Origin of the sequence: Pseudalkalibacillus sp. SCS-8 (assembly GCF_040126055.1) — a bacterium.
Lineage (GTDB): Bacteria > Bacillota > Bacilli > Bacillales > Fictibacillaceae > Pseudalkalibacillus > Pseudalkalibacillus nanhaiensis.
On the sequence record NZ_CP143541.1, the window covers coordinates 515,454 to 537,020 of the forward strand.

Genomic DNA, 21,567 nt, shown 5'->3' on the forward strand with positions numbered 1-21,567 from the left:
TTCATAAATCGGGCTATAAAATTTAAAATCTGTTTATAATTTTCGAAAATAAACGGATTATCGCTAAAATCTGTTTATAATGGAACATTTCCACCAAACGAACTTTTCTCAGAATGAATCCATAATTGGAAATCATAGACTAGTACTGTATGGACAACCGATATGGTACACTAAGGTGTCTGACACTTTCCACGACGTCAGCCGTACCAACGGTTGTTGGAAAGTGTCAGACACCATCAACAACCTCAGACAGCTCAACACTTTTATAAAAGTGTCAGACACTAAATCAAAAGAAGGAGTACAACGTGTATGGAGATTCAGAAGGCACCTGGAGATCAAAAGCATAGAAATGTAAAATGGCTTGGCACGATTCTCTTCGTCGCTTATTTAGCTGTGCTCATCTATACAACGTTGTTCACATACAATTATTACGTCTATGGAAAATCGTTCAACCTTGTATTGTTCGACAGCATCCAGCTGATGTGGCGAAGCGGGGATTATTGGCTCATCTTCAAAAATGTAATCGGCAATATCCTATTGTTCATGCCTTTAGGGTTTTTATTGCCATTGATTTCACGGAGGCTGGCATCTTTCAGAGGGATGTTCTTCATTTCATACGGGATGAGTACAATGATTGAATTGCTTCAATTCAACTATGCCAACCGGATTTTTGATATTGATGATATTTTCTTGAATGGATTAGGCGGTCTCGTCGGGTTGATCATGTATAAGATCATTGCATTCGTTTACCGTCTCTATCGACGTAACAAATAACCATAACTATGAGCATATAAAAAAGACGGATTCCAAAATGGAATCCGTCTTTTCTCTACTTATTCTTATTTGCCTAGCACGCGATTTACACGCTTTGTCAACATTTTCATGCCGTCTCCGCCAGCCTGGAAGTGACGAAGCTTACCTTCTGCATCAAATACATAGTAAGCTGGAACATATTGATTTTCATAAGCATCTGTCAGCTTGTGCTTGTTATCCACGAAAATCGGTTGTGTAATCCCGTGTTCAGCTGCGACTTCTTTCACTTGATCCACATCAAGATCTTTTTCAGAACGTGGCATATGAACAGCGATGACATTCAACTCATCTTTATAGTCATCACGGAATTGATTGATGTTCGGCATCGCATCTTTACAAAGCTGGCAGCTGACCGACCAGAAATGGACAAGTGTCGGTTTGTCTCCAACGAGATCATCCTTCGAAACCTCACCATTCAACCATTCTGTAGCACCTTCAAATTCAGGCATTTCGGTACGTAAGCGCATGTTAGATCGACTCCTTATACGTTAATTTTATTTAAAATTATTATTATCTAATTGTGATTTTAAAATTTATGGACAAAAACGTCAATTAATCTGTCTCAATATAGTATACCTTTACCTTAGAACGGTTAAACGTTACCAGATCGGACTTCAGCCCTCTTAGGGTTGAAGAAGGAAACGCTAATGAACAAGACGAGCATCATACCGCCAATCGTGTAAAAAATACTCCCTTCAGCAAATACCTGGATGGCCAAACCTCCGATAAGCGGTCCGAAAATACTGCCGAGACTGAAGCAGATCCCCGCCAGGATGTTGCCAGCTGGTAAATGCTCTTTCGGAAGCAGGTCGGCCATGAATGTGATTCCCATTGAAAAGAGTGAGCCTAGGAAAAGTCCGGCAATCAAGAACATGACTGCTAAGAAAACGAGGGACGAGCTTAACGTCATCAAAAGAAAACAGATCCCCCCGATTAAGAGAGAGCCTACTAAGATCGGTTTTCGTCCTAATCGGTCACTTAATAGGCCGAGAGGAACCTGGAATACAAGTGCTCCGACTGCGAAGGCCGGTAATAGGATCGACACAGCATCAACGCCGAGCCCTTGACGGACCGCATAGACCGGAAAATTACTATGGACAGTTGTTTCAATAAATCCATAACCGAATGTGCCGAGAAGACCCGGCCAGGACAAACGGAAGACCTTTCCGTATCTTTGCCACGTACTCTGAACGTCTGCCGTGTGGATATTTTCAGGATACGCATTATCAATGCGAATAAGAAGAAGCAGCGCCAATACGCATAATAGGGCTGCGACCGCGAATGGCAGTGCATCATGTATTTCAATCAATCTTGTCATGATCGGACCGACTCCGAAGCCTAGACCGAAAGAGACGCCATAAATGGAGATGTTCCGCCCTCGATTTCCTTCCACACTCATTGATGTCAGCCATACTTGTGTAGCAAAGTGGAAAATATGGTCACCAATACCGATAATTAATCTGAGGATGAACCAAAACCAGATGGCCTGCCATAGGGGAAAGACGATCAGTGAGACGGCTGTCAGAGCGATCCCCGCAACAATCATCCGCTTATAACCAAAATTATGTAACGGTTTTTCAATGAATGGTGAAATGACTAGAATTCCGATATAAAAAGCAGATGCACTCAAGCCATTGATACTTGATGAGACACCAGCATCTTCTAAAAGAATCGCCAGAAGGGGAAGAAGCATCCCTTGGGCAAATCCTGAAACGAAAACGACTGCGATCAGGACGTTGAAACGATAACGGGCGGAGCGCATAACTTGTACTTCCTTTCATTAGTTGATACATTTTACTATATCTGTTACTACTGAAATCTTACTTATTCTTATCCATCTCAAAAATCTTCATCCATTATAACAGAGCATAATCATTCAAGGAGTGACGAAAATGGAATTTAAAATGAATGACGGTGGATTCACAGCTGAATTCGAATACGGAACATTGAACATTTCTGGAAACGAGGAATATGGATTCCGTCCATATCAATTATTAGTGTCTTCCGTAGCGGTTTGCAGCGGCGGCGTGTTAAGAAAAGTACTAGAAAAAATGCGATACCCATTCGAAGATATCAAGGTGAACGCAGAAATTGTACGAAATGAAGAAGAAGCGAACCGGGTTGAGAAGATCGAGCTCACCTTCCATATTGAAACGGATGAGTGGGATGAAAAGAAAATCGAGAAAGCGATGCAATTGACCCGTAAAAATTGCTCCATGGTACAATCGGTGAAAGACAGCATAGAGGTTGTGGAAAAAGCCGAATGGGTCAAACGATAAAAACGCTCCTGACACTCGCATTCGGAGCAATCATTCAGGGGTTGGGAATGGGATTGTTTCTATTCCCGCATCATATTCCTTCTGGGGGCGCAGCAGGAATTGCTGTCCTTAATGAATTTTTCTGGAATATACCGCATGGGTGGTCTTTATGGCTCGTCAATGTCCCACTGTTGATTGTTGCCGTCAAATTCCTTGGAGCAGGATCAGCAGGGAAGACGATTTTTTCCGTAACGGTGACTTCCATAACGGTTGATGTCATTGCCTTGATTTTACCAGGACCTGTTTCAATTCCATGGATTGACCTCTTGTTTGGGGCTTGTCTATTTGGAATCGGTGTCGGTATCCTGTTCAGGCATGGCGCTTCATCAGGTGGGATGGCGATCCTTGCACAGATTTTCGCTAAGATTTTCAATCGTCCACCGGGTAAAATCATGTTCTGGATTAACGGCGTCATCTTTTTTATAACGGCTTTTGTAATTGGTTGGTGGATCTTCTTATTCGCCATTTGTACACAATGGATCGGTACAAAAGTGCTGGATCAGGTTTATAATGGACAGCTCACTATAGTGAAACTCCGGAAAGCACTCCATATGTAAGGGGTGTTTTTCTTAAACTTCATTTTGACGAGAGAGGGAGGTGGAGAAGATGGCCCAACAAATGGACTTTACAACGGGATCTGTACCGAAACAGATGATCACCTTTTCTGTTCCGATTTTCCTGACGAACATTTTGCAAACCTCGTTCCAATTCATCGATAGTGTTTGGGTAGGAAATTTGTTGGGATCTGCTTCCCTTGGGGCCATCTCGATATCTGCTACCCTGATTTTCACAATCCTTTCGTTCATCATCGGCGTGAATAGTGCTTCCCTTACTGTCCTTTCACAGAAAAAAGGGGCAAACGATGAACAAGGGTTGAAGGAATCGTTGAATGCGTTCGTGTTTGTGCTCGGAGTACTAGCGATCAGCCTCGGACTCGTCGGGTTCTTTTTAGCTGATTGGTTATTAAAAATACTTGGAACTCCTGCAGAAATCTTTCCGCTTGCCAAGTCGTACTTGCAGGTCAACTTTCTTGGAATCGTATTTTTATTCGGATACAACTTTATCGGAACTGTTTTACGTGCTTTAGGAGATAGTAAAACCCCGATCCGCTTTGTTTTCATTGCGGTCGTATTGAATACGATTCTTGACCCGATCTTCATCAGCTGGTTTGACATGGGAATTGTCGGAGCTGCTTATGCGACCATTGTTTCGCAAGGCTTTGCATTCGTTTACGGAATCTTTTACTCGGTATGGAAAGCCGGTGTTCCGTTTTCTGTACCGTATCTGCCGCCTCGCTTTTATTTCATGACGTTATTCAAGCTCGGGGTTCCGGCGGGACTTCAGATGATGGCAATCTCAGGTGGAATTGCAGCAATCATGGGGATTGTCGCATATTTCGGTACGGATGTTGTCGCAGGATTCGGCGCTGCACAACGGATCGACAGCATCATCATGCTGCCGGCTTTTACGTTAGGGTCTGCAGTGAACAGCATGGCAGGTCAAAATATCGGGATTCGTTCATGGGATCGTGTCGAGGCCATTTCCCGGAATGGGATCTATCTGATTCTGCTCGTCTCCTTTTCAATCAGTACAATTGCTTATTTCACGGCGGAATCCTTAATCAGGCTATTTGTGAATGACGAAGAGACAATTGAATTCGGTGCGACATATTTAAAAAGTGTTGCCTTCTTCTACCCGTTCCTCGGCATCAATTTCGTATTGAACGGGATTGTGAGAGCAGCAGGTGCAATGGTACAGGTACTTATTCTGAATCTCATTTCGTTCTGGGTGCTGCGTGTCCCACTGACCTATTTATTCTCGAGGTGGCTCGGTGAAGAAGGAATCGCTTTTGGAATTGGAACAAGCTTCATCATCAGCAGTATCATTGCATACGGATATTATAAATTCGGCAGGTGGCGCGAGATCGAAATCTTCAAGGAAGAAAACGAGTCTTGAGGAGGACACATAATTGAACAGACGCTTGTACACCCTTTCTGTTAGGAAGAGCTGACAGAAGGGTGTTTTTTATGCAACGATATTATTCTCGTATTTATTGGCATTTCACAGGGTCTCCTAAGGGCGGTCATGAGCCGGCTTCCAGTCCGGATGAGCTTTTGAAGAAAAGCAACCCGAAACCAGAAGCCGAATCGGTCGAAATCCTACTGTCGATTCTCGGCTCTAGGGTCCTCGAAGCGACCAGTACGGAGAAGGTCGGGGCGTATGAAACGAAGGCTTTTTGCAGTACGACGGATATTCCCTTCAAGGATCTGTTGGATCACGCAGATTATTATGGTAAAGCAGCAATTGGATTCAAGGCAGAAGCAGTTCATGATGTTTTCCTTCCTGTCCTCTATCTCTCCGCTACACATCAATTGAGGAATGAGCTTATTGATGGAAAAAAGCATCCTTTGATGGATTTCATCAAGATTACGGATTTTCATCCTGAGGAAGGTCATACCTTTTATCGGGAAAGGGAGTGGCGGAGCACAGGGGATTTCAAATTCACCAAAGAGCAAGTGGCGGCGATTGTCGTGCCGAATCAAGCAGTGAAGGACGTCCGGAGCTTTCTGATGGAGCATGCTTATCCTGAGGATATTTCGATCCTTTCATGGCGGCTGATTGAAGAAGCCTGAGCTCAAATGTAGTTCGACATTCTTTTCATTTTGTCAATCAAACATTTGTTTAACACGGTGAATCAGGCATCCTTTCAGGCTTTTGCCTTTCAATCAAACATTTGTTTTAACAATATGAAAAATTTGGCATGTAGATTTTATCTGTACTAGAAAAAAATAAAGGAAAGAAAGGAGCATGTCCGATGAGAAAGTTGGGAATTTTGATTGCCTGCATAGGTCTCTTGATTTGGCCGGACCAGGCGTATTCAGCAGAGAAATCGAAAAAATCCGAAAGAATTTCCATTCCGGATTCAACTGTGTCCATTTCAAAGGAAAATACGTACCCGAATGCGACACAAGACTTACCTGATTTACAGCCGAGTGAATTGACAAGAGAGATGTTTTCAACAACTGATATCAAAATTGAAAATCCGGAACTTATCCGCCTCTTTAATGAATCACATATTTCACCCACGAAAACCGCAATCGGTTATCGTGCAAGCATCTTTTTAGGACAATGGCCATTGAACTATGAATCATCAGAAACAAATGTGAACTGGGAATATCATAAGATCAACGTGAATCAATTGAACAATCGAGGCGGAACAGCCATTCAGCAATTGAGGTACCTTCAAGAGAATGAACAAAAGGTTTCCGGTGGTTTGACTGCAAAAATCGAGAGCAGTGATGATGTCCAGAAGATGATGATGATCAAGGCTTCTGAAAAGACAATGCTGCCACTCTCCTTCACTACAGTCATCGGAAGAGGGACGAAGAAGGAGAACGTCTACAACATTCCTCCGAAAAAAGTCGGTTACTTGTCAGGATATGTACCTGCAGTCAATGAAAAAGGCCGCGTCACTTACGGCGAGGTATATATCGTACTAAAGGGGAATAAGAAACGCATCGAAGTGCGAAACGTGACACACCAAGGAATCGGTGCTTGGATCCCCGTCCAGGATTACATTACATTCCGGTTCAATATGACGAACTAACGATAAGGAAGACACGAAAAAAGGACTGACACCTTGTTGTCAGTCCTTCTATCATTCATCGCCTTGATTGATCGAGCTCGATCCAATGGTCACTCCATCGCTGAATTTCACCAATCACTTCTTTCAGGGATTTCCCTTTGTCGGTTAACGCATACTCGATTCTTACCGGGGTTTCCGGATATACATCACGTTTGACGATTCCGACGGATTCAAGTTCTTTCATACGTTCTGTTAGCATTCGGTCACTCATATCAGGAATTTGTTTTTTTATATCTTTAAACCGTTTCGGTCCAGACAACAGTACGCGAATAATCAGACCTGTCCACTTCTTGCCGATGATTTCAATGGCAACCTCATATTTCGGGCACATGTTTTCATAATTCATGCTCATGTTTCTTCACCTCAACTCTTTCCTTTCGGATCAACCTTAAGGACTAAAGTCAAGCCAGTCATATCGTGGCTTTTGTTCGTTTTTTATGATTGTCTCTTACATTAAGTGTAAAGTTTAAGCTTACTTTTGTAAAGCAATACCAAAATCCATTAGTTCCAATAATCGTTTGAAATCTGTTATGATATTAGAGGAGAAAGAAAGGAGACTAACTCTATTATGGGTAATGACATCAATGATAAGTCGACACAAATGAATTATATTCAAAATCGCATTGATATGCTGCTGAAAGTCTTAGATACGATCGATCCTGAAACAGCAGGAGTCGAGGAAATCGATCGGATCATCGAAATGCTTGATGAACTTGAGGAGAAATGCAAGCAATTCCGCTACAATTGGGAGGAGTAGTAAGCTCTTTCTGAGAGGCGATTATGCTAGCTGCTTCAGGTAAGCAGATATGTTTGCGCTTACACGATTTTTTATATAGATGAGCCTGGACATGGTAAGGGAGCACTGTGTTCAAAAATTTTCATATAAAGGGGTCGGGGAAATGGAGAAACTGAAAGAAAGCATGTATCAACTGATTGTTGAAACGTCCACAAACTTACCGAAGGACGTTCGCCGTGCGATTGCGAAAGCGAAAGCACAGGAAAATGCCGGAACGAGAGCAGCGATGTCTTTGGACACGATCAGCGAGAACATTTTGAAAGCAGATGAGAATGTATCGCCGATCTGCCAGGATACAGGACTTCCTACTTTTAAAATCAAAACACCGGTCGGAGTCAACCAATTGAAAATTAAAGATGCGATTATCGCTGCAATCAAGGAAGCGACGGACAATACGAAACTAAGACCAAATTCTGTTGACTCCATCACAGGAGCGAACAGTGGGGATAACCTGGGACCTGGAACTCCAGTCATCAAATTCGAGCAATGGGAAGAGGATTATATCGATGCACGCCTGATTTTGAAAGGCGGCGGATGTGAAAATAAAAACATCCAATATAGCCTGCCGACAGAGCTGGAAGGTTTAGGACGCGCGGGCCGTGATTTGGACGGGATCCGTAAGTGTATCATGCATTCGGTGTATCAAGCACAAGGACAAGGCTGCAGTGCCGGTGTTATCGGTGTCGGGATCGGTGGCGATCGTACATCCGGTTATGAACTAGCGAAAGAGCAATTGTTCCGCACACTGGAAGACACGAATCCGAATGAAGATCTCCGTAAGTTAGAAGAGTATGTGATGGAGAATGCGAATAAGCTTGGAATAGGTACGATGGGCTTTGGTGGAGAGGCGACGCTTCTCGGATGTAAAGTCGGCGTTATGAACCGTATTCCTGCGAGCTTTTTCGTATCGGTCGCCTACAACTGCTGGGCATATCGCCGCCTTGGAATCAAAATGGATCCGAATACAGGTGAGATTACCGAATGGTTGTACCAAGAGGGTGAGAAAATCGACTTCAAAAAGGAAATGGAAAAAGCGGCAGCTTCCCTCGACGAAGAAGTGAAGGATGAAGTGCGTGAAGTCGTATTGGAAGCACCGATCACTGAAGAACAAATCCGTGAGCTGCGCGTTGGAGATGTTGTTCGAATCAACGGAGTCATGCATACAGGAAGAGATGCAATCCACAAGCACTTGATGAGTAACGATGCACCGGTCGACTTGAATGGACAAATCATCTATCACTGTGGACCGGTCATGATGAAGGACGCAAACGGCGAATATCACGTCAAGGCTGCAGGGCCGACGACGAGTATCCGTGAAGAGCCTTACCAGGGCGATATCATGAAGAAGTTCGGAATTCGAGCTGTCATCGGTAAGGGCGGCATGGGACCGAAAACGTTGAAAGCTTTGGAAGAACATGGTGGGGTCTACTTGAACGCCATCGGTGGAGCGGCACAATACTACGCTGAATGTATCAAGAAAGTGGACGGTGTCGATCTACTGGAATTTGGAATTCCAGAAGCGATGTGGCACCTTCAAGTGGAAGGATTCACAGCAGTCGTGACAATGGACTCACACGGAAACAGCCTTCATCACGACGTTGAGAAATCATCCCTCGAAAAGCTCGCTCAATTCAAAGACCCAGTATTCAAATAAAGAAAAACGCGGAAAGCCGGGAGCAAATCCCGGCTTTTTTGAATTGTAGAGAATTGTTGGAGTGTCAGGCACCTTTAAGGAACCCTTGCTGGACAAGGGTTCCAAAATGGTGCCTGACACTGGTAATCGATTCCTTGTATGGATAAGATCCTAGGTTTCAAACTAATACTAAGGTTACGTAAAGGAGTCGATTTCGATGTGGAAGAGAATCGCCATCTACCTGCTGGTCATCAGCTTTGCTCTGTCGATACCGGTTGCAGGTCAAGCTTACTCGAATGAAAAACACAATTGGTTTTTCAAACGAAGTAAAGACCACCAACCTGCGACAACTGAACCTGAATTCATCGAGCTATTAAAAAAATACAACGGCTATTTCATCGGTGATACAAGTGAAAAGAACCTGTATCTGACTTTCGATAACGGGTATGAGAACGGATATACCATTAAGGTACTGGATGTTCTCAAGGATCGTAAGGTTCCGGCAGCCTTTTTCGTTACGGGACACTACCTGGAAGATAAGCCAGAGCTCGTCAAACGGATGGTCAAGGAAGGCCATATTGTCGGGAACCACTCGTGGCATCATCCTGATTTGACTACTGTAAGTGAAGAGCGTTTGAAGAGAGAGCTTTCCAGGGTGAAAGTGAAATATGAAGAGCTGACTGGTCGTAAGGATATGATCTACTTACGTCCTCCGCGAGGCATCTTTAGTGAAAGAACCCTTGCCTTATCCGAAAAGGAAGGCTACATCAATGTGTTTTGGTCGTTGGCCTATATGGACTGGGTGACGGATAAACAACGCGGTGCAGATTACGCATACAACAGCATCATGAAACAAATCCACCCTGGATCAATCCTGTTGCTGCATTCCGTTTCAAAGGATAACGCTGATGCTCTCGGACGTGTTATCGATGATTTAAGAAAACAAGGATATACGTTCAAAAGCTTGGATGATCTCGTCGCAAACGAACGAATCCCGAATCCCTTGTCACGATAAAGTCTTAAAAGACAGCCGGTCAGGTTGTCTTTTTCCTTTTAAAGCGTGATATAATGGAAGCCGATTCTATTAGGACGGAGTGTAATGATGAAGACGAAAGCAACAGAGCTAAAATCAGGAGACACCATTCGAGTCACCATCAAAAGGCTTGGCATAAATGGGGAAGGTATCGGTTTTTTTAATAAAAAAGTGACGTTCGTGAACGGCGCCCTCCCAGGTGAAACCGTCATAGCGAAAGTGACGAAGCCTTTACCGAATCGTATTGAAGCTGAGCTCGTATCCATCAAGGAAAAATCAAAGGATCGCGTGAAACCGCCTTGTCCGATCTACGATAAATGTGGCGGGTGTCAGTTACAGCATTTAAGCTATGAAGCACAGTTGCGTGAGAAGAAGGACATTGTCCGCCAAGCGTTCGACCGCTATACGTCCTATGACTCGCACCATCTCCCACTCAAGGATACGATCGGCATGGAGGATCCTTGGTATTATCGGAATAAGAGTCAGTTTCAGGTTGCAAAAAAGGGCGCCAGCGTCATAGCAGGCTTGTACGGAATTGGATCCCACAAGCTGATCGACCTGACAAATTGTATGGTGCAGCATCCGAAAACAACGTCGATCACGAACACCGTTAAATCCATTCTGGAGGATTTGAATATCTCCATCTACAATGAACGGAAGCGCACCGGGCTCATCAGGACGATTGTGACACGTGTAAGCTTTGAAACGGAAAAGGTACAGCTCGTGTTGATTACAACGCAAAAAGAACTGCCGAAAAAGGAATTGCTTTTGGCTGAAATTAAAAAGCGCCTTCCAGAAGTGACCTCGATTTTACAAAACGTGAATGGTAGAAAGACCTCCGTCATATTTGGAGAGGAAACCATCCACTTAGAGGGTGAACATACCATTCAAGAAACACTCGGCGATTTGTCATTCGAATTGAGCGCACGGGCATTTTTCCAGTTGAATCCTGTCCAAACCGTGAAACTATACAATGAAGTAAGGCGCGCCGCTAAGCTGACTGGAAAAGAGAAGGTCGTGGATGCCTATTGTGGCGTTGGAACAATTGGTTTATGGCTCGCTAAAAAAGCAGGAGAAATCAGAGGCATGGACGTCATTGAGGACGCCATCAAGGATGCAAAAGATAATGCCGCCCGTCATCGGATAAAAAATGCTCATTATTGGAGTGGGAAAGCAGAGCACCTACTTCCAAAGTGGCTGAAGGAAGGCTGGAAACCGGATGTCATCGTCGTCGATCCACCAAGAACCGGCTGTGATCAAACATTCCTTTCGACCGTCAAAGACATCCAGCCTGAACGTATGGTTTACGTATCCTGTAATCCATCCACATTAGCCAAGGATATCGAGTATCTCTCCAAGCACGGATTCAAAATAGAACGACTACAACCTGTGGATATGTTCCCGCACACATCCCACGTTGAAGTCGTCGCAACGCTAGTAAGAAAGTAATATGGTGTCAGGCACCGTTAAAGAAGCCGCTTCTCCGTAGGCGCTTCAAACGGTGCCTGACACTTTTCATCCCCAGGATATCCACAGAACCGGTGGATAGTAAGGTTGGGCAAAACAAGTTATCCAAGTTATTGTCCACATTATCAACAACCCTGTGTATAAGTTATACACATATCCACATTCATCCACAAATCAATATGTAAAGGAGACTTGCCGGGGAAGGGACAAGTCTCCTTGTTCAGTCTTACAGAGGTTACTTACGTCGTGCGCGACGATCAGCTGCTCGTGCTCTTTCCTGCGCTTGCAGATCCTCAGAGTCGGCAAGCTCTTGGGAAAATTCGACGTCACGGCCGTCAGAAGGGGCCATGTTTTGTTTGTTCTTTGCTTGTTTGCGCGAACGATTGTCTTTTCCCATGAGTGAACCCTCCTTAGACATTAAGTGAGAGGATGACCTCTCGTTTATTATGATGTACAAAATGGTTTGAACTATAAGAGGAAAGAATGGGTAATCAAGTGAAAAAGTGGCCTGAAATTCTTTATCCACATGTGAATAACTTGCCTGCGCAGTTTAACCTTCACAGAACAGAAAATGCCCACCCCAGTTAAAAGGCAGGCATTGATATCGTTTTTTGTTAAGCTTCCAGAATTTCTTCCACAGGTGTATGAGCCATTTCGCGGACAGTATGCATGTAATAGCTGTCTCGCTCGATTTGGAATAGGTTATAAATGTCTTCGTTCGCGTTCAATTGTTGGTAAATGTCTGGACGTGTTTCGTTTGCCAGTGAGACATATGGAATTTTCAACGCAGCGCGTTCTGAACGTACATTCGTTTTACGAATCCGCATGAAGATCGTCTGAATGTCCTTTTCGAAAAAGAGTTCATTGAAGAACGCTTCTTTTGCCGGCTGATTGTACCCTTTACCGTGATAAGGCTTTCCGATCCAAGTACCTAGGAAGCCGCAGCCATCCTGGACATCGAATAAGTTGATCGTTCCGATCGGGTTGCCCCATTCATCTAAAATCGTTCTGGAAATCAGCTCGCCATTTTCTTCGGCTTCCATCGTCTGTTTCGTAAGGAAAATGAATTCCTCAACAGAATAGGCTTTATGACGCACAAAAGGAAAGACCGCTGGATCCACCATTAATTCATAAAGAACATGACATTCTGTAAGATCACGTTTCTTTAGCATAATATACATCCTCCCAAAGAGGGCAGTACGATTCCTACCCTCGAATTAAAAGTTCTAATTCGGGGTGGGAATCGAACCCACTAAGACCAGATGTACTGGTGGCGCACCAATTGCCTTCCCTTAATACCATTGATTTTATTTAATTGGTCAATTCTTCTTTATCATAATCGATTTTGTTCCAAAAGGGAACGAACATTTTTTGTCAAAAAGTACTATTTTTTCTATCCTCAAAAATGGGTCTCAAATAATGATTTGTCCAAAAATCTTCATCCCCATATCATATGTGGTAAGCACTCGAAAAGTGCATCTTCATCCGCTCTTTTAGTTGAATTTTTTATAAACAATTTCTCCACCGATCATCGTCAAATTCGGCAATGCAGAGAATTGGAAGGGGTGGTCATTCCATAGCGTCAGATCCGCCTCTTTACCGATTTCAAGACTTCCGACACGGTCGTCAATTCCGAGGTTTCTAGCCGGATTAATCGTAATGCCTTCCAGCGCTTGTTCCACTGATAGTCCTTCCCGGATCGCAATGGCTGCACAGACATTCAAATACTGGATCGGGATATATGGGTGATCGGTTGTTATGGAAACTGACACACCATGATCGTTCAATACTTTATAGGTCTGCCAGGTCTTGTTCTTCAGCTCGATTTTCGATTTACGCGTGAGAGTCGGGCCGACGGAAACCTGAAGATCTCTTCCTTCAAGTTCTGAAGCAATCAGGTGTCCTTCTGTACAATGTTCGATTCGCAAATCAAGGTTGAATTCATCAGCAAAGCGAACAGCAGACAATATATCATCAGCTCTGTGGGCATGGATCCTCACGGGCATTTCCCGTTTCAACACAGATAGAATCGGTGCAGTCCGTAAGCATTCTGGATTGTCGGTATTCAACGCTTTGTAAAACTCTTCACGGAGCATTCCCATAATCCCCATACGTGTAATGGAGTCGTTATGGCGCCCACTGTGGATCCGCTTCGGATTTTCCCCAAGGGCAATTTTTAGTCCCGCCTTCTGCTTCATGATCATCTTCTGGATGTTTTGTCCATATGTTTTGATGACTGAGGTTTGACCGCCGATTACATTAGCACTTCCTGGCATAACGTGGGCGGTGGTGATCCCGAATTTAATTGCATCATTGAAGGCGATATCCAATGGATGGACACCATCAATCGCCCGTATATGGGGAGTCAACGGCTCGTGCGTCTCATTGGCATCGTTACCGGCCCAGCCTGTTCCTTCATCATATAATCCCAGATGAGTGTGGACATCAATGAACCCGGGCAGCAAGTGCATACCTGAGGCCTCAATCACTTCCATTTCATCATTTCGCTGAATTTCTGTTGAAATATTTATGATTTTACCTTCACTGATCAGAAGATCACCTTTAAATGGTTCTGATGTGACAGGGTAAAGTGTGGCATTTTTAAATAACGTTTTCATTCCATACCTCTTCCTCTTTATTTCAAGATAAGTATAGCTTTGCCAGGGTGAAAAAGGAAGTTTATTTTTAAAAAGGATTTGTTCAGCTTTAGGCGGACGCTTTCCGCGGGCAACGCTTCAGCCTCACTTTCACAGGATGTGGTGGCTTCGACGTTCACCATAGGACGTGGTGGTTTTTAGTCGAAGATCCTTAATGCTCAATCTGCGGGGTCTTCAGCTGTTGCTTTTCCCGCTGGAGTCGCCGCCTTACGCTTCCATTTTCTTAATCCACAACATTCTTTAACAGAGCCTTTAAATAAAAATCATTCTAAACTTTTCCCATTAAGAAACAAAAACTTCATCGTTCATAAATAGCTGTCAGGGCTGAATTTAATGTTGGGTAAGTGAACTTATAGCCATGCTTCAATGCTTTTTCAGGAAACACCTTCTGTCCATCCAGAATCAAGGTGCTCATTTCCCCGAGTGCGGTCCGTAAAACAAATCCAGGGAGTGGAAGCCAGTGAGGCCGTCCAAGTGCTTTTCCGAGGATCCGTCCGAAATCGTCCATCTGGACAGGGTGTGGGGACGTCGCATTCACAGGTCCTTCAATCGTTTCTTGATGCAGGATATAGTCCATCAATCCGACTACATCGCGTATATGTATCCAAGAGTACCATTGATCACCTGACCCTAATGGTCCTCCGGCATAAAGCTTATAAGGTAAAGCCATGCGGGGAAGTGCTCCTTCGTCTTTATCCAGGATGATTCCGAAACGGGTAAGCACGACTCGTACACCATATTGTTCAGCTTTCTGTGCTTCACTTTCCCACTCTTCCGTTACTTTGGCGAGAAAATCGTCGCCGGACCTCGTTGTATTTTCATCGAATTTTTCGCTTTCCGAAGTACCATAATAACCGATTGCTGATGCATTTATGAGGGTGTGGGGCTTTGATTCCATGCTTTCAATAATCTTCAGGATTTCACGGGTGGCTTGAATTCGGCTGGAGAGGATTTTCTCCTTCTTTTCTTCCGTCCAGCGCCCGTTGATCGTTTCACCCGCCAGGTTTATGATTGCGTCGATTCCAGTAAGCTGATCGGTTTCTGCATCATCTGTCAGCCACTTCACATAGGTGACATGCTCCTTAACTGGCTTTCCAGATGGATTCCGTGTCAAAATGAATACGTGATGACCCTGGCTCGTAAAATGGTCAGTCAATGCTTCGCCTACAAATCCTGTTCCCCCTGAAATCGCGATTTTCATACCAATTCCTCCTCAGCAAGGTTACTTACACTATTCTTCCTTTTATAGGGCATTCCCTTTTTGTCAATTAAAGAACCGTAACTTTTTCAGTGGTAAAGTTTCCTATTAAAATCGAGGCCAGTGGTTGTGCTAAAATGGGGAGAGAGGTGATCCAATTGAAAATTACGAAGATCACAGTCCAGAAAAAGAACAAAAGCCGCTTTAATGTATTCATAGATCGTGGCAATGGGGAAGAGTTCGGCTTTGCCATCCATGAAGAGGTTTATATAAAATCCGGTATTCGAAAAGGCATGGAGCTGACAAACGAAGAGATGGAAGAAATGAAGCTTGAGGATCAGTTCCAAAAAGGGCTGAGCCAGGCGATGAATTTCCTATCCTATCGGATGAGGTCAGCCGAGGAAATAAGGGCTTATCTCCTCAAAAAAGAAATCGAGCCTTCAACGATCAAAGCGATCATCCAGCGATTAGAGGAAAACGGATATGTGAACGATCTTGAGTTCGCTAAAATGTTCATCCGAAGCAAAATCACAACGACCAAGAAGGGTCCATTGGCATTGAAGCAGGAACTGAAAAAGAAAGGCGTTTCTGATTCACTCATTGAACAAGCGATTGAAACGTATTCAGTTGAAGAGCAGGTAGAAGAAGCAACGAAACTTGCAACAAAGAAAGCGAAGCAGGATAAGAAATTGAGTGAGAATGCACGTAAGCAGAAGGTTGCTCAGTTTCTGCAGCAAAAAGGGTTTCCATGGGGTGTGGTGGAACAAGCGATAGAAAATGCCTCCCTCGAAAAGGATGAAGATGAAGAGAGGGAGGCTTTGGATATTCAAGCTATAAAAGCTCATAGAAAGTATCAGAAATACGAGGGCTGGGAATACAAACAGAAAATGAAACAATTCCTCTATAGGAAAGGTTTCCCGATTACGCTCATTGAAGAATGGTTGGATGAGAACGCTGAACTCATCGATCGATGAAGATTTCCGCTTGTCCTACATTTTGTTCAACAATCATACGGGCAACCGTTTCTGAGCTCTTAAGGCGGGAGCGGTCCTTGATATGGTCGGTTTCATTCCAGAATGGGGTATCCATTCCACCCATGTAGACAGCAGTGATTTTGATGGACGTGCCCTCAAGCTCTTTAATGAGACTTTCGGTAAAACCACGGACAGCAAACTTGCTTGCTACATAAACGGATTCGTTTTTCTTTCCTCGCAGTCCGGCAGTCGAGATGATGTTCATGATTTGTCCGTTGCCTTGTTCAACAAGTGAAGGCAGAGCAGCACGGGTCATGTTAATGGTCCCTTTGACATTGGTTGCAAGGACTTGATCGATTTCGTCATCACCATAGCTTTCTAGAGGTCCGAAAACACCCGTCCCAGCATTATTGATGATGAGATCAAGTGAGATATCTTCAAGCTTCTTCGTAAAAAGGTGTTGTTTTACATCTTCATAATCGGTGATGTCACATGTAATAGGTGTCGCTTGTCCTCCAGCTTCTTGAATCTCCTGAGCGACTTTTTCAAGCGGTTCAAGACGACGGCCGATCAGATAGACATGATTACCGTCTTTTCCATATTGGAGTGCAAGACTTCTTCCTAATCCTGTGCCAGCTCCGGTTATCAGAACATTTTTCATGATGTAACACTCCTTATCGTGGATTCGTATTCATGCTAGCACAACTTGTACGCCATTTCGAGAAAACATAAGCTACGCTAGGAGGTATGTATGATGAGCAGATTGTATAGTGAAATGTCAGAGCACGAGATTAACCAAGAGATCAGGGAAATGACGGAAAAAGCGAGAAAAGCTGAACAGCTCGGAATTGTAAACGAAGTAGCTGTCTATCAACGGAAAATTATGATGGCGAAAAGTTATTTATTGGATCCGGCGGATTATAAGCCGGATGAAGTGTATGAATTAGAAGGGGACCCTGGCAGCCGTTTCAAGATTTCTTATATGAATGGCATTTTTGCATGGGGTTACCGTAATGAATCAGATGAAATGGAAGCATTCCCGATTTCTATGTTGATTAAGTTTTAAAGGTTAATCAGAAATTCATTAACTATTCCACATGAATTATAAAAAGGATGTCCTGCGGTCCGTGAAGGACGTTAGGACATACCTCTCGGATTGAATGAAACTAGGAGCGTTTCCGTGTTTCGACCTTTAGAACATGGTTGTGTAAGCTCCGTTGTGTTTCACCATTTACCTGGTTGAAGCTATGCTTCGGGTTCGCACGAGGCGATTGGAAAGGATCTTCATAGTTAGGATGCATTTTATCTCGATTATCTTTGCCCAAGAGTCGGCACCTCCTAACAAGGTTATCCCTGGGTACGGTTGGAGCGACTCATCCGTTCTTGAGGGTGAGTCTGGGTCGTACCATTTGCACGTTTAGACGCATATTCATCCTTCGCACGGGCTTCGCCGTTTGGAGACATGCGATTAGGAAAGTTCTTTGCTTTATTACGCATCGGTAAGCACTCCTTTCTAAACGATACTCTTAGTATGAGATGAACCAAGAAACGATATGTTGTGAAATTATTGACAAGGAAGGAGAGAAATACAATGGAAGAAACGTTTCATAAATTAGCCCTGAAATTGCAGGAAAAGAACCCTTCATTGAGCTACGAGGAAGCACGTAATTGGGTAGAGGCACTTTGGGAAGATTTCGAGTCGACCAGAGCACGTGCCGGAAGAAGTTATAAAGGGCAAGAAGTGACCGAACGGATCGTTACCGAGTGGGTCAATCGTTTTGGAGACAAGCTTCATGAGTATTTCAGTTCCAATCCCAAATTTCAGCATTTACTCAAAAAAGGACCGAAGCATTGATTTTATCGTGAGCAAAATCGATTCATGGACTGAAAAGCATCTCCTTTATCCCATAAAAAAGGGTGCCCGTTCTCATGAACAGGCACCCTTCAACTTAGTTGGATGTTGCGACTTCCAATTTACGACGTAACGTTTTTTCGCTGTAAACCCATCCTGTATATGAGCTGATGACATTCAGTTCGTCATCCAGCTTCACCACTGCGACGAATGGGTAATGACCTTTTGAACGATAACGCAAATCAATGAAACGGACTTCGTAGCCTTCCTCCGCTTCTTCCACTTCCCAACGATAAACGGGGGAGAAGGAGAGGAATGCTGCGAGATTGTCATCTTTTACCGCCTCATTCAAAATCGGATTGTTCGGAACAGGCTTCCGGTCGTACACGTCATGAATGGTCAAGGAATTTCCTTTTACTTCAATGACGTGGAATTGTCCTGGACTCATGACAGCGACATGCTTTTGGCTCCACCTGATCGTCGGGCAAATGATGACCTTGGTCGCATCAGGCACTTCCTTTTTAACGAGCTTGATGGTCTGGTGTTTATCGATGTACCGCCAAATATAGTATCCGATCAATATCAGGTAGATGCCCAGGAAAGTGTATCCTGGATGGAATCCTTGATACCAAAGGATGAAACCGATGATATGGGCGGTGAAAATGAACGGGTCAAAAATATTGATCATGCCGAGCGCAACCCACTTTTTGGAGAAAGGGTGCACGGCTTGTGTCCCATAGGCATTGAAAATATCGACAAACACATGCAGGAACACAGCTAAGAAGGTCCATAACCAAACATGGAGCATTTTCGCTGCAGGTATGAACAACTCCAATCCACCGGCTATCAGAATCGGCCAAAGCAACACAGCAGGGATGGAGTGGGTAATACCCCGGTGATTCCGTATATAGACAGCATTATTTCTTAATTTGAGTACCGTATCAAAGTCAGGCGCATTCGATCCGATGATTGTCCCGATCAATACAGTCTGCGTCGTGATGGGATCCTGTGCAATGACTGGATCCAAGGTGGCAAGCCCACCTAAAGCGATACCCATAACAATATGTGTACCCGTATCCATTAATTGTCAAGGCCTCCTCAATTAAGCATTTTTCATAGTCCGGATTCGGATCTTTCTAACCATAGTGTATCCAATTATGTCAGGTTCGATGGGTAGACAACCCATAAATATCGTTTTTTAATACACATCCGTTATAGTATAGTGTTAAACGAGTTCAGTCATTTTGAAACAAAATAGCACGTTTCAAACAGATTATCAAAGTATTGAAACATGTTGGAGGATTTATTGTCATGTCAATGCCATTACATACAGAACAACGAGTTGATATTGAAACGTTCCAGTCTGATCTGATCTCATGGTTCGAACGAGAAAAAAGAGATCTTCCGTGGAGAAAGGAACGAGATCCATATAAAATCTGGGTTTCAGAAATCATGCTACAACAGACACGTGTGGATACTGTTATTCCATATTTTGAACGCTTTATGGAGCAATTTCCCACCGTCAGTGCGCTAGCTGAAGCTGAGGAAGAAAAAGTACTAAAAGCGTGGGAAGGTTTGGGCTATTATTCACGAGCTCGCAACCTCCATGCTGCTGTAAAAGAAGTAAAAGAGAAATATGAAGGGATCGTACCCGATCGCCCGAAAGAAATTCAATCCTTAAAAGGTGTAGGACCTTATACAGCAGGTGCTATTGCGAGTATCGCTTTCAGCCTTCCTGAGCCAGCAGTCGATGGAAATGTCATGCGAGTACTCTCGAGAATCCTTTTGATTGATGATGATATTGCCAAGCCTCAAACCCGTAAAAAGTTTGAAGAAGCAGTGCGACAATTGATTTCTGAAAAAAATCCATCGTATTTCAATCAAGGGCTCATGGAGCTCGGTGCGACGATTTGTACACCGAAAAATCCCTCCTGTATGTTATGCCCAGTGCAGCGACATTGTGCTGCGTTTGACGAGGGTCTACAGACTGAGCTGCCAGTGAAAAAGAAAAAAGGGAAAAATAAAATCGTGCCGATGGCCGTTGCCCTTCTCCAGAATGAAAAAGGCGAGACGATTATCGAAAAACGACCTGAAACGGGTCTACTGGCAAACCTGTGGCAATTCCCGAATGTAGAAGTTAATGAAGCAAACGGGAAGCATAAGGAACAATTGAAAACCTACTTAGAAGAAAAATACCCTATCCATGTTGAATTAAACGAGCATCTTCTTGATTTTCGGCATATCTTTTCTCATTTAACCTGGGAAATCGCTGTTTATCATGGGAGCTTTACGGTTAAGGAACAAATGGATGCTGGAAAAGTCGTTCAATTGCAAGAGTTGGAAGCCTATCCTTTGCCGGTTCCGCACCAAAAAGTAGCAGCTCTCTTGAAAGGAGAATAAATCATGGATTTGAATTTGAAAGGGAAACATGCTCTTGTTACAGGAGCTTCCAGAGGAATTGGAAAAGCTATCGCTTTAGGATTGAAAGAAGAAGGTGTAACAGTAGGTGTTTGTGCAAGAGGCGCAGCGGACTTGGAGAAATTGAAGCATACGTATCCTGAAATCTCCATCTATCAAGGAGATTTGATGAAGGATTATGATCGTGAAGCGATTTTCAATCAATTCATTCAAGATCACGGGTCCATCGATATACTCGTGAATAACGCTGGAGGAAGTCACGGTGGGGTTGTAGAAGAAACCTCTCTTGATCAATTCAGGGAGGCAATGGAGCTGAACTTTCATGCTGCTGTACACTTCAGCAAATTAGCTGTTGAACAGATGAAGTTGAACCAGAATGGCTCAATCATTAACATTTCAAGCATTTATGGAAGAGAATCTGGTGGAAAGCCGACCTATAACAGTTCTAAATCTGCATTGATCAGCTTTATCAAGTCTCTTGCAGGAGAAGTGATTTCCTCTGGCATTCGAGTCAATGGTGTAGCTCCTGGAGCAATTCTACACCCACAAGGAAGCTGGCAGCGCCGATTAGATGAAAATCCGGAGAAAATCGAACAATTTGTAGAAGAGGAAATTCCAGCAGGCCGATTCGGGAAACCAGAGGAAATTGCCGATGTCGTGACCTTCCTAGCATCTGAGCGTTCAAATTGGGTCGTAGGAGCGACCTTGAATGTCGACGGTGGACAATCCTATTCGAATTTTTAAAAATGGAAGAGGCTGTTC

Annotated in this window: 26 protein-coding genes; 15 read left to right on the forward strand and 11 right to left on the reverse strand. The window is 43.8% G+C overall.

The window, feature by feature from the left end; all coding sequences use genetic code 11:
• The first annotated feature begins 309 nt into the window (after positions 1-309).
• The gene (locus tag V1497_RS02760; protein WP_349409468.1) at positions 310-774 is read left to right on the forward strand and encodes a VanZ family protein; all 465 of its coding nucleotides are present in this window, start codon (positions 310-312) and stop codon (positions 772-774) included.
• Positions 775-839: 65 nt separating this feature from the next.
• On the opposite strand, the gene V1497_RS02765 is transcribed toward V1497_RS02760, so the two are convergent.
• Positions 840-1,280 carry a redoxin domain-containing protein gene (locus V1497_RS02765; RefSeq protein WP_349409469.1) on the reverse strand — a complete coding sequence of 147 codons (441 nt, stop codon included), beginning with the start codon at positions 1,278-1,280 and terminating at the stop codon, positions 840-842.
• Between the two features lie 125 nt (positions 1,281-1,405).
• On the reverse strand, positions 1,406-2,575 hold the full coding sequence (locus V1497_RS02770; RefSeq protein WP_349409470.1) for an MFS transporter: 1,170 nt from the start codon (positions 2,573-2,575) through the stop codon (positions 1,406-1,408).
• 130 nt (positions 2,576-2,705) lie between these two features.
• Here V1497_RS02770 and V1497_RS02775 point away from each other — a divergent pair, with 130 nt between their 5' ends.
• The 5 genes from V1497_RS02775 to V1497_RS02795 all read left to right on the forward strand — a co-directional run bounded on the left by V1497_RS02775 (position 2,706) and on the right by V1497_RS02795 (position 6,738).
• Complete coding sequence (locus tag V1497_RS02775; protein ID WP_349409471.1) at positions 2,706-3,092, forward strand: OsmC family protein; 387 nt, start codon at positions 2,706-2,708, stop codon at positions 3,090-3,092.
• Positions 3,077-3,688 (forward strand): YitT family protein, encoded by a 612-nt coding sequence (locus tag V1497_RS02780; protein ID WP_349409472.1) that lies wholly within the window; start codon positions 3,077-3,079, stop codon positions 3,686-3,688. The genes V1497_RS02775 and V1497_RS02780 overlap by 16 nt, the downstream gene beginning before the upstream one ends.
• 49 nt (positions 3,689-3,737) lie before the next feature.
• Entirely contained in the window at positions 3,738-5,087 is a 1,350-nt protein-coding gene (locus V1497_RS02785; RefSeq protein WP_349409473.1) for an MATE family efflux transporter, read from the forward strand.
• Between the two features lie 71 nt (positions 5,088-5,158).
• Positions 5,159-5,764, forward strand: coding sequence for an abortive infection system antitoxin AbiGi family protein (locus tag V1497_RS02790; RefSeq protein WP_349409474.1), 606 nt, complete (start codon positions 5,159-5,161; stop codon positions 5,762-5,764).
• Positions 5,765-5,946: 182 nt separating this feature from the next.
• Positions 5,947-6,738: a YfkD family protein gene (locus V1497_RS02795; protein ID WP_349409475.1), complete on the forward strand. Its 792-nt coding sequence runs from the start codon at positions 5,947-5,949 to the stop codon at positions 6,736-6,738.
• Between the two features lie 55 nt (positions 6,739-6,793).
• Here V1497_RS02795 and V1497_RS02800 read toward each other — a convergent pair whose 3' ends face one another.
• Positions 6,794-7,123 carry a helix-turn-helix domain-containing protein gene (locus tag V1497_RS02800; protein WP_349410729.1) on the reverse strand — a complete coding sequence of 110 codons (330 nt, stop codon included), beginning with the start codon at positions 7,121-7,123 and terminating at the stop codon, positions 6,794-6,796.
• A 222-nt stretch (positions 7,124-7,345) separates the two neighbouring features.
• Here V1497_RS02800 and V1497_RS02805 point away from each other — a divergent pair, with 222 nt between their 5' ends.
• The 4 genes from V1497_RS02805 to rlmD all read left to right on the forward strand — a co-directional run bounded on the left by V1497_RS02805 (position 7,346) and on the right by rlmD (position 11,688).
• On the forward strand, positions 7,346-7,534 hold the full coding sequence (locus tag V1497_RS02805; RefSeq protein WP_349409476.1) for an SE1561 family protein: 189 nt from the start codon (positions 7,346-7,348) through the stop codon (positions 7,532-7,534).
• A gap of 142 nt (positions 7,535-7,676) precedes the next feature.
• A complete protein-coding gene (locus V1497_RS02810) occupies positions 7,677-9,227 on the forward strand; it encodes a fumarate hydratase (protein WP_349409477.1) in 1,551 nt (516 codons plus the stop codon).
• A gap of 196 nt (positions 9,228-9,423) precedes the next feature.
• Positions 9,424-10,221, forward strand: a complete 798-nt coding sequence (pdaA, locus tag V1497_RS02815; RefSeq protein WP_349409478.1) for a delta-lactam-biosynthetic de-N-acetylase — start codon at positions 9,424-9,426, stop codon at positions 10,219-10,221.
• Positions 10,222-10,308: 87 nt separating this feature from the next.
• Positions 10,309-11,688, forward strand: a complete 1,380-nt coding sequence (rlmD, locus tag V1497_RS02820) for a 23S rRNA (uracil(1939)-C(5))-methyltransferase RlmD (protein WP_414703623.1) — start codon at positions 10,309-10,311, stop codon at positions 11,686-11,688.
• Positions 11,689-11,941: 253 nt separating this feature from the next.
• Here the strand turns inward: rlmD and V1497_RS02825 are convergent, their stop codons facing one another.
• From V1497_RS02825 to V1497_RS02840, 4 genes are all read right to left on the reverse strand, one after another.
• A complete protein-coding gene (locus tag V1497_RS02825) occupies positions 11,942-12,103 on the reverse strand; it encodes a YfhD family protein (protein ID WP_226551670.1) in 162 nt (53 codons plus the stop codon).
• Between the two features lie 217 nt (positions 12,104-12,320).
• A complete protein-coding gene (locus V1497_RS02830; protein WP_349409480.1) occupies positions 12,321-12,878 on the reverse strand; it encodes a GNAT family N-acetyltransferase in 558 nt (185 codons plus the stop codon).
• 321 nt (positions 12,879-13,199) lie between these two features.
• Positions 13,200-14,324 carry an amidohydrolase gene (locus V1497_RS02835; protein ID WP_349409481.1) on the reverse strand — a complete coding sequence of 375 codons (1,125 nt, stop codon included), beginning with the start codon at positions 14,322-14,324 and terminating at the stop codon, positions 13,200-13,202.
• A gap of 337 nt (positions 14,325-14,661) precedes the next feature.
• Positions 14,662-15,564: a TIGR01777 family oxidoreductase gene (locus tag V1497_RS02840; RefSeq protein ID WP_349409482.1), complete on the reverse strand. Its 903-nt coding sequence runs from the start codon at positions 15,562-15,564 to the stop codon at positions 14,662-14,664.
• A gap of 155 nt (positions 15,565-15,719) precedes the next feature.
• Here V1497_RS02840 and recX point away from each other — a divergent pair, with 155 nt between their 5' ends.
• Positions 15,720-16,535 carry a recombination regulator RecX gene (recX, locus tag V1497_RS02845; protein WP_349409483.1) on the forward strand — a complete coding sequence of 272 codons (816 nt, stop codon included), beginning with the start codon at positions 15,720-15,722 and terminating at the stop codon, positions 16,533-16,535.
• On the opposite strand, the gene V1497_RS02850 is transcribed toward recX, so the two are convergent.
• Entirely contained in the window at positions 16,522-17,196 is a 675-nt protein-coding gene (locus tag V1497_RS02850) for an SDR family oxidoreductase (RefSeq protein WP_349409484.1), read from the reverse strand. The two genes, recX and V1497_RS02850, sit on opposite strands and share 14 nt — an antisense overlap.
• Positions 17,197-17,289: 93 nt before the next feature.
• Between V1497_RS02850 and V1497_RS02855 the strand changes: the two genes are divergently transcribed.
• The gene (locus tag V1497_RS02855; RefSeq protein WP_349410730.1) at positions 17,290-17,601 is read left to right on the forward strand and encodes a YfhH family protein; all 312 of its coding nucleotides are present in this window, start codon (positions 17,290-17,292) and stop codon (positions 17,599-17,601) included.
• 100 nt (positions 17,602-17,701) lie between these two features.
• On the opposite strand, the gene V1497_RS02860 is transcribed toward V1497_RS02855, so the two are convergent.
• Together V1497_RS02860 and sspK are read right to left on the reverse strand one after the other, a co-directional pair.
• A complete protein-coding gene (locus V1497_RS02860) occupies positions 17,702-17,860 on the reverse strand; it encodes a YpzG family protein (protein ID WP_349409485.1) in 159 nt (52 codons plus the stop codon).
• 22 nt (positions 17,861-17,882) lie between these two features.
• Complete coding sequence (gene sspK / locus V1497_RS02865) at positions 17,883-18,032, reverse strand: small, acid-soluble spore protein K (RefSeq protein ID WP_349409486.1); 150 nt, start codon at positions 18,030-18,032, stop codon at positions 17,883-17,885.
• Positions 18,033-18,126: 94 nt separating this feature from the next.
• On the opposite strand from sspK, the gene V1497_RS02870 reads away from it, so the two are divergent.
• Entirely contained in the window at positions 18,127-18,390 is a 264-nt protein-coding gene (locus V1497_RS02870; RefSeq protein WP_349409487.1) for a YfhJ family protein, read from the forward strand.
• 94 nt (positions 18,391-18,484) lie between these two features.
• On the opposite strand, the gene V1497_RS02875 is transcribed toward V1497_RS02870, so the two are convergent.
• Positions 18,485-19,468 carry a metal-dependent hydrolase gene (locus V1497_RS02875; RefSeq protein WP_349409488.1) on the reverse strand — a complete coding sequence of 328 codons (984 nt, stop codon included), beginning with the start codon at positions 19,466-19,468 and terminating at the stop codon, positions 18,485-18,487.
• A gap of 236 nt (positions 19,469-19,704) precedes the next feature.
• On the opposite strand from V1497_RS02875, the gene mutY reads away from it, so the two are divergent.
• Complete coding sequence (gene mutY, locus V1497_RS02880) at positions 19,705-20,787, forward strand: A/G-specific adenine glycosylase (protein WP_349410731.1); 1,083 nt, start codon at positions 19,705-19,707, stop codon at positions 20,785-20,787.
• Between the two features lie 3 nt (positions 20,788-20,790).
• On the forward strand, positions 20,791-21,549 hold the full coding sequence (locus V1497_RS02885; RefSeq protein WP_349409489.1) for an SDR family oxidoreductase: 759 nt from the start codon (positions 20,791-20,793) through the stop codon (positions 21,547-21,549).
• The last annotated feature ends 18 nt before the right edge of the window (positions 21,550-21,567 follow it).

What these genes read in the sequence shown, in the direction of transcription:
- V1497_RS02760 (WP_349409468.1), top strand. Translation starts at nt 310, where the DNA reads ATGGAGATTCAGAAGGCACCTGGAGATCAAAAGCATAGAAATGTAAAA.
- V1497_RS02765 (WP_349409469.1), bottom strand. Translation starts at nt 1,280, where the DNA reads ATGCGCTTACGTACCGAAATGCCTGAATTTGAAGGTGCTACAGAATGG.
- V1497_RS02770 (WP_349409470.1), bottom strand. Translation starts at nt 2,575, where the DNA reads ATGCGCTCCGCCCGTTATCGTTTCAACGTCCTGATCGCAGTCGTTTTC.
- V1497_RS02775 (WP_349409471.1), top strand. Translation starts at nt 2,706, where the DNA reads ATGGAATTTAAAATGAATGACGGTGGATTCACAGCTGAATTCGAATAC.
- V1497_RS02780 (WP_349409472.1), top strand. Translation starts at nt 3,077, where the DNA reads ATGGGTCAAACGATAAAAACGCTCCTGACACTCGCATTCGGAGCAATC.
- V1497_RS02785 (WP_349409473.1), top strand. Translation starts at nt 3,738, where the DNA reads ATGGCCCAACAAATGGACTTTACAACGGGATCTGTACCGAAACAGATG.
- V1497_RS02790 (WP_349409474.1), top strand. Translation starts at nt 5,159, where the DNA reads ATGCAACGATATTATTCTCGTATTTATTGGCATTTCACAGGGTCTCCT.
- V1497_RS02795 (WP_349409475.1), top strand. Translation starts at nt 5,947, where the DNA reads ATGAGAAAGTTGGGAATTTTGATTGCCTGCATAGGTCTCTTGATTTGG.
- V1497_RS02800 (WP_349410729.1), bottom strand. Translation starts at nt 7,123, where the DNA reads ATGAATTATGAAAACATGTGCCCGAAATATGAGGTTGCCATTGAAATC.
- V1497_RS02805 (WP_349409476.1), top strand. Translation starts at nt 7,346, where the DNA reads ATGGGTAATGACATCAATGATAAGTCGACACAAATGAATTATATTCAA.
- V1497_RS02810 (WP_349409477.1), top strand. Translation starts at nt 7,677, where the DNA reads ATGGAGAAACTGAAAGAAAGCATGTATCAACTGATTGTTGAAACGTCC.
- pdaA (WP_349409478.1), top strand. Translation starts at nt 9,424, where the DNA reads ATGTGGAAGAGAATCGCCATCTACCTGCTGGTCATCAGCTTTGCTCTG.
- rlmD (WP_414703623.1), top strand. Translation starts at nt 10,309, where the DNA reads ATGAAGACGAAAGCAACAGAGCTAAAATCAGGAGACACCATTCGAGTC.
- V1497_RS02825 (WP_226551670.1), bottom strand. Translation starts at nt 12,103, where the DNA reads ATGGGAAAAGACAATCGTTCGCGCAAACAAGCAAAGAACAAACAAAAC.
- V1497_RS02830 (WP_349409480.1), bottom strand. Translation starts at nt 12,878, where the DNA reads ATGCTAAAGAAACGTGATCTTACAGAATGTCATGTTCTTTATGAATTA.
- V1497_RS02835 (WP_349409481.1), bottom strand. Translation starts at nt 14,324, where the DNA reads ATGAAAACGTTATTTAAAAATGCCACACTTTACCCTGTCACATCAGAA.
- V1497_RS02840 (WP_349409482.1), bottom strand. Translation starts at nt 15,564, where the DNA reads ATGAAAATCGCGATTTCAGGGGGAACAGGATTTGTAGGCGAAGCATTG.
- V1497_RS02850 (WP_349409484.1), bottom strand. Translation starts at nt 17,196, where the DNA reads ATGAAAAATGTTCTGATAACCGGAGCTGGCACAGGATTAGGAAGAAGT.
- V1497_RS02855 (WP_349410730.1), top strand. Translation starts at nt 17,290, where the DNA reads ATGAGCAGATTGTATAGTGAAATGTCAGAGCACGAGATTAACCAAGAG.
- sspK (WP_349409486.1), bottom strand. Translation starts at nt 18,032, where the DNA reads ATGCGTAATAAAGCAAAGAACTTTCCTAATCGCATGTCTCCAAACGGC.
- V1497_RS02870 (WP_349409487.1), top strand. Translation starts at nt 18,127, where the DNA reads ATGGAAGAAACGTTTCATAAATTAGCCCTGAAATTGCAGGAAAAGAAC.
- V1497_RS02875 (WP_349409488.1), bottom strand. Translation starts at nt 19,468, where the DNA reads ATGGATACGGGTACACATATTGTTATGGGTATCGCTTTAGGTGGGCTT.
- mutY (WP_349410731.1), top strand. Translation starts at nt 19,705, where the DNA reads ATGCCATTACATACAGAACAACGAGTTGATATTGAAACGTTCCAGTCT.
- V1497_RS02885 (WP_349409489.1), top strand. Translation starts at nt 20,791, where the DNA reads ATGGATTTGAATTTGAAAGGGAAACATGCTCTTGTTACAGGAGCTTCC.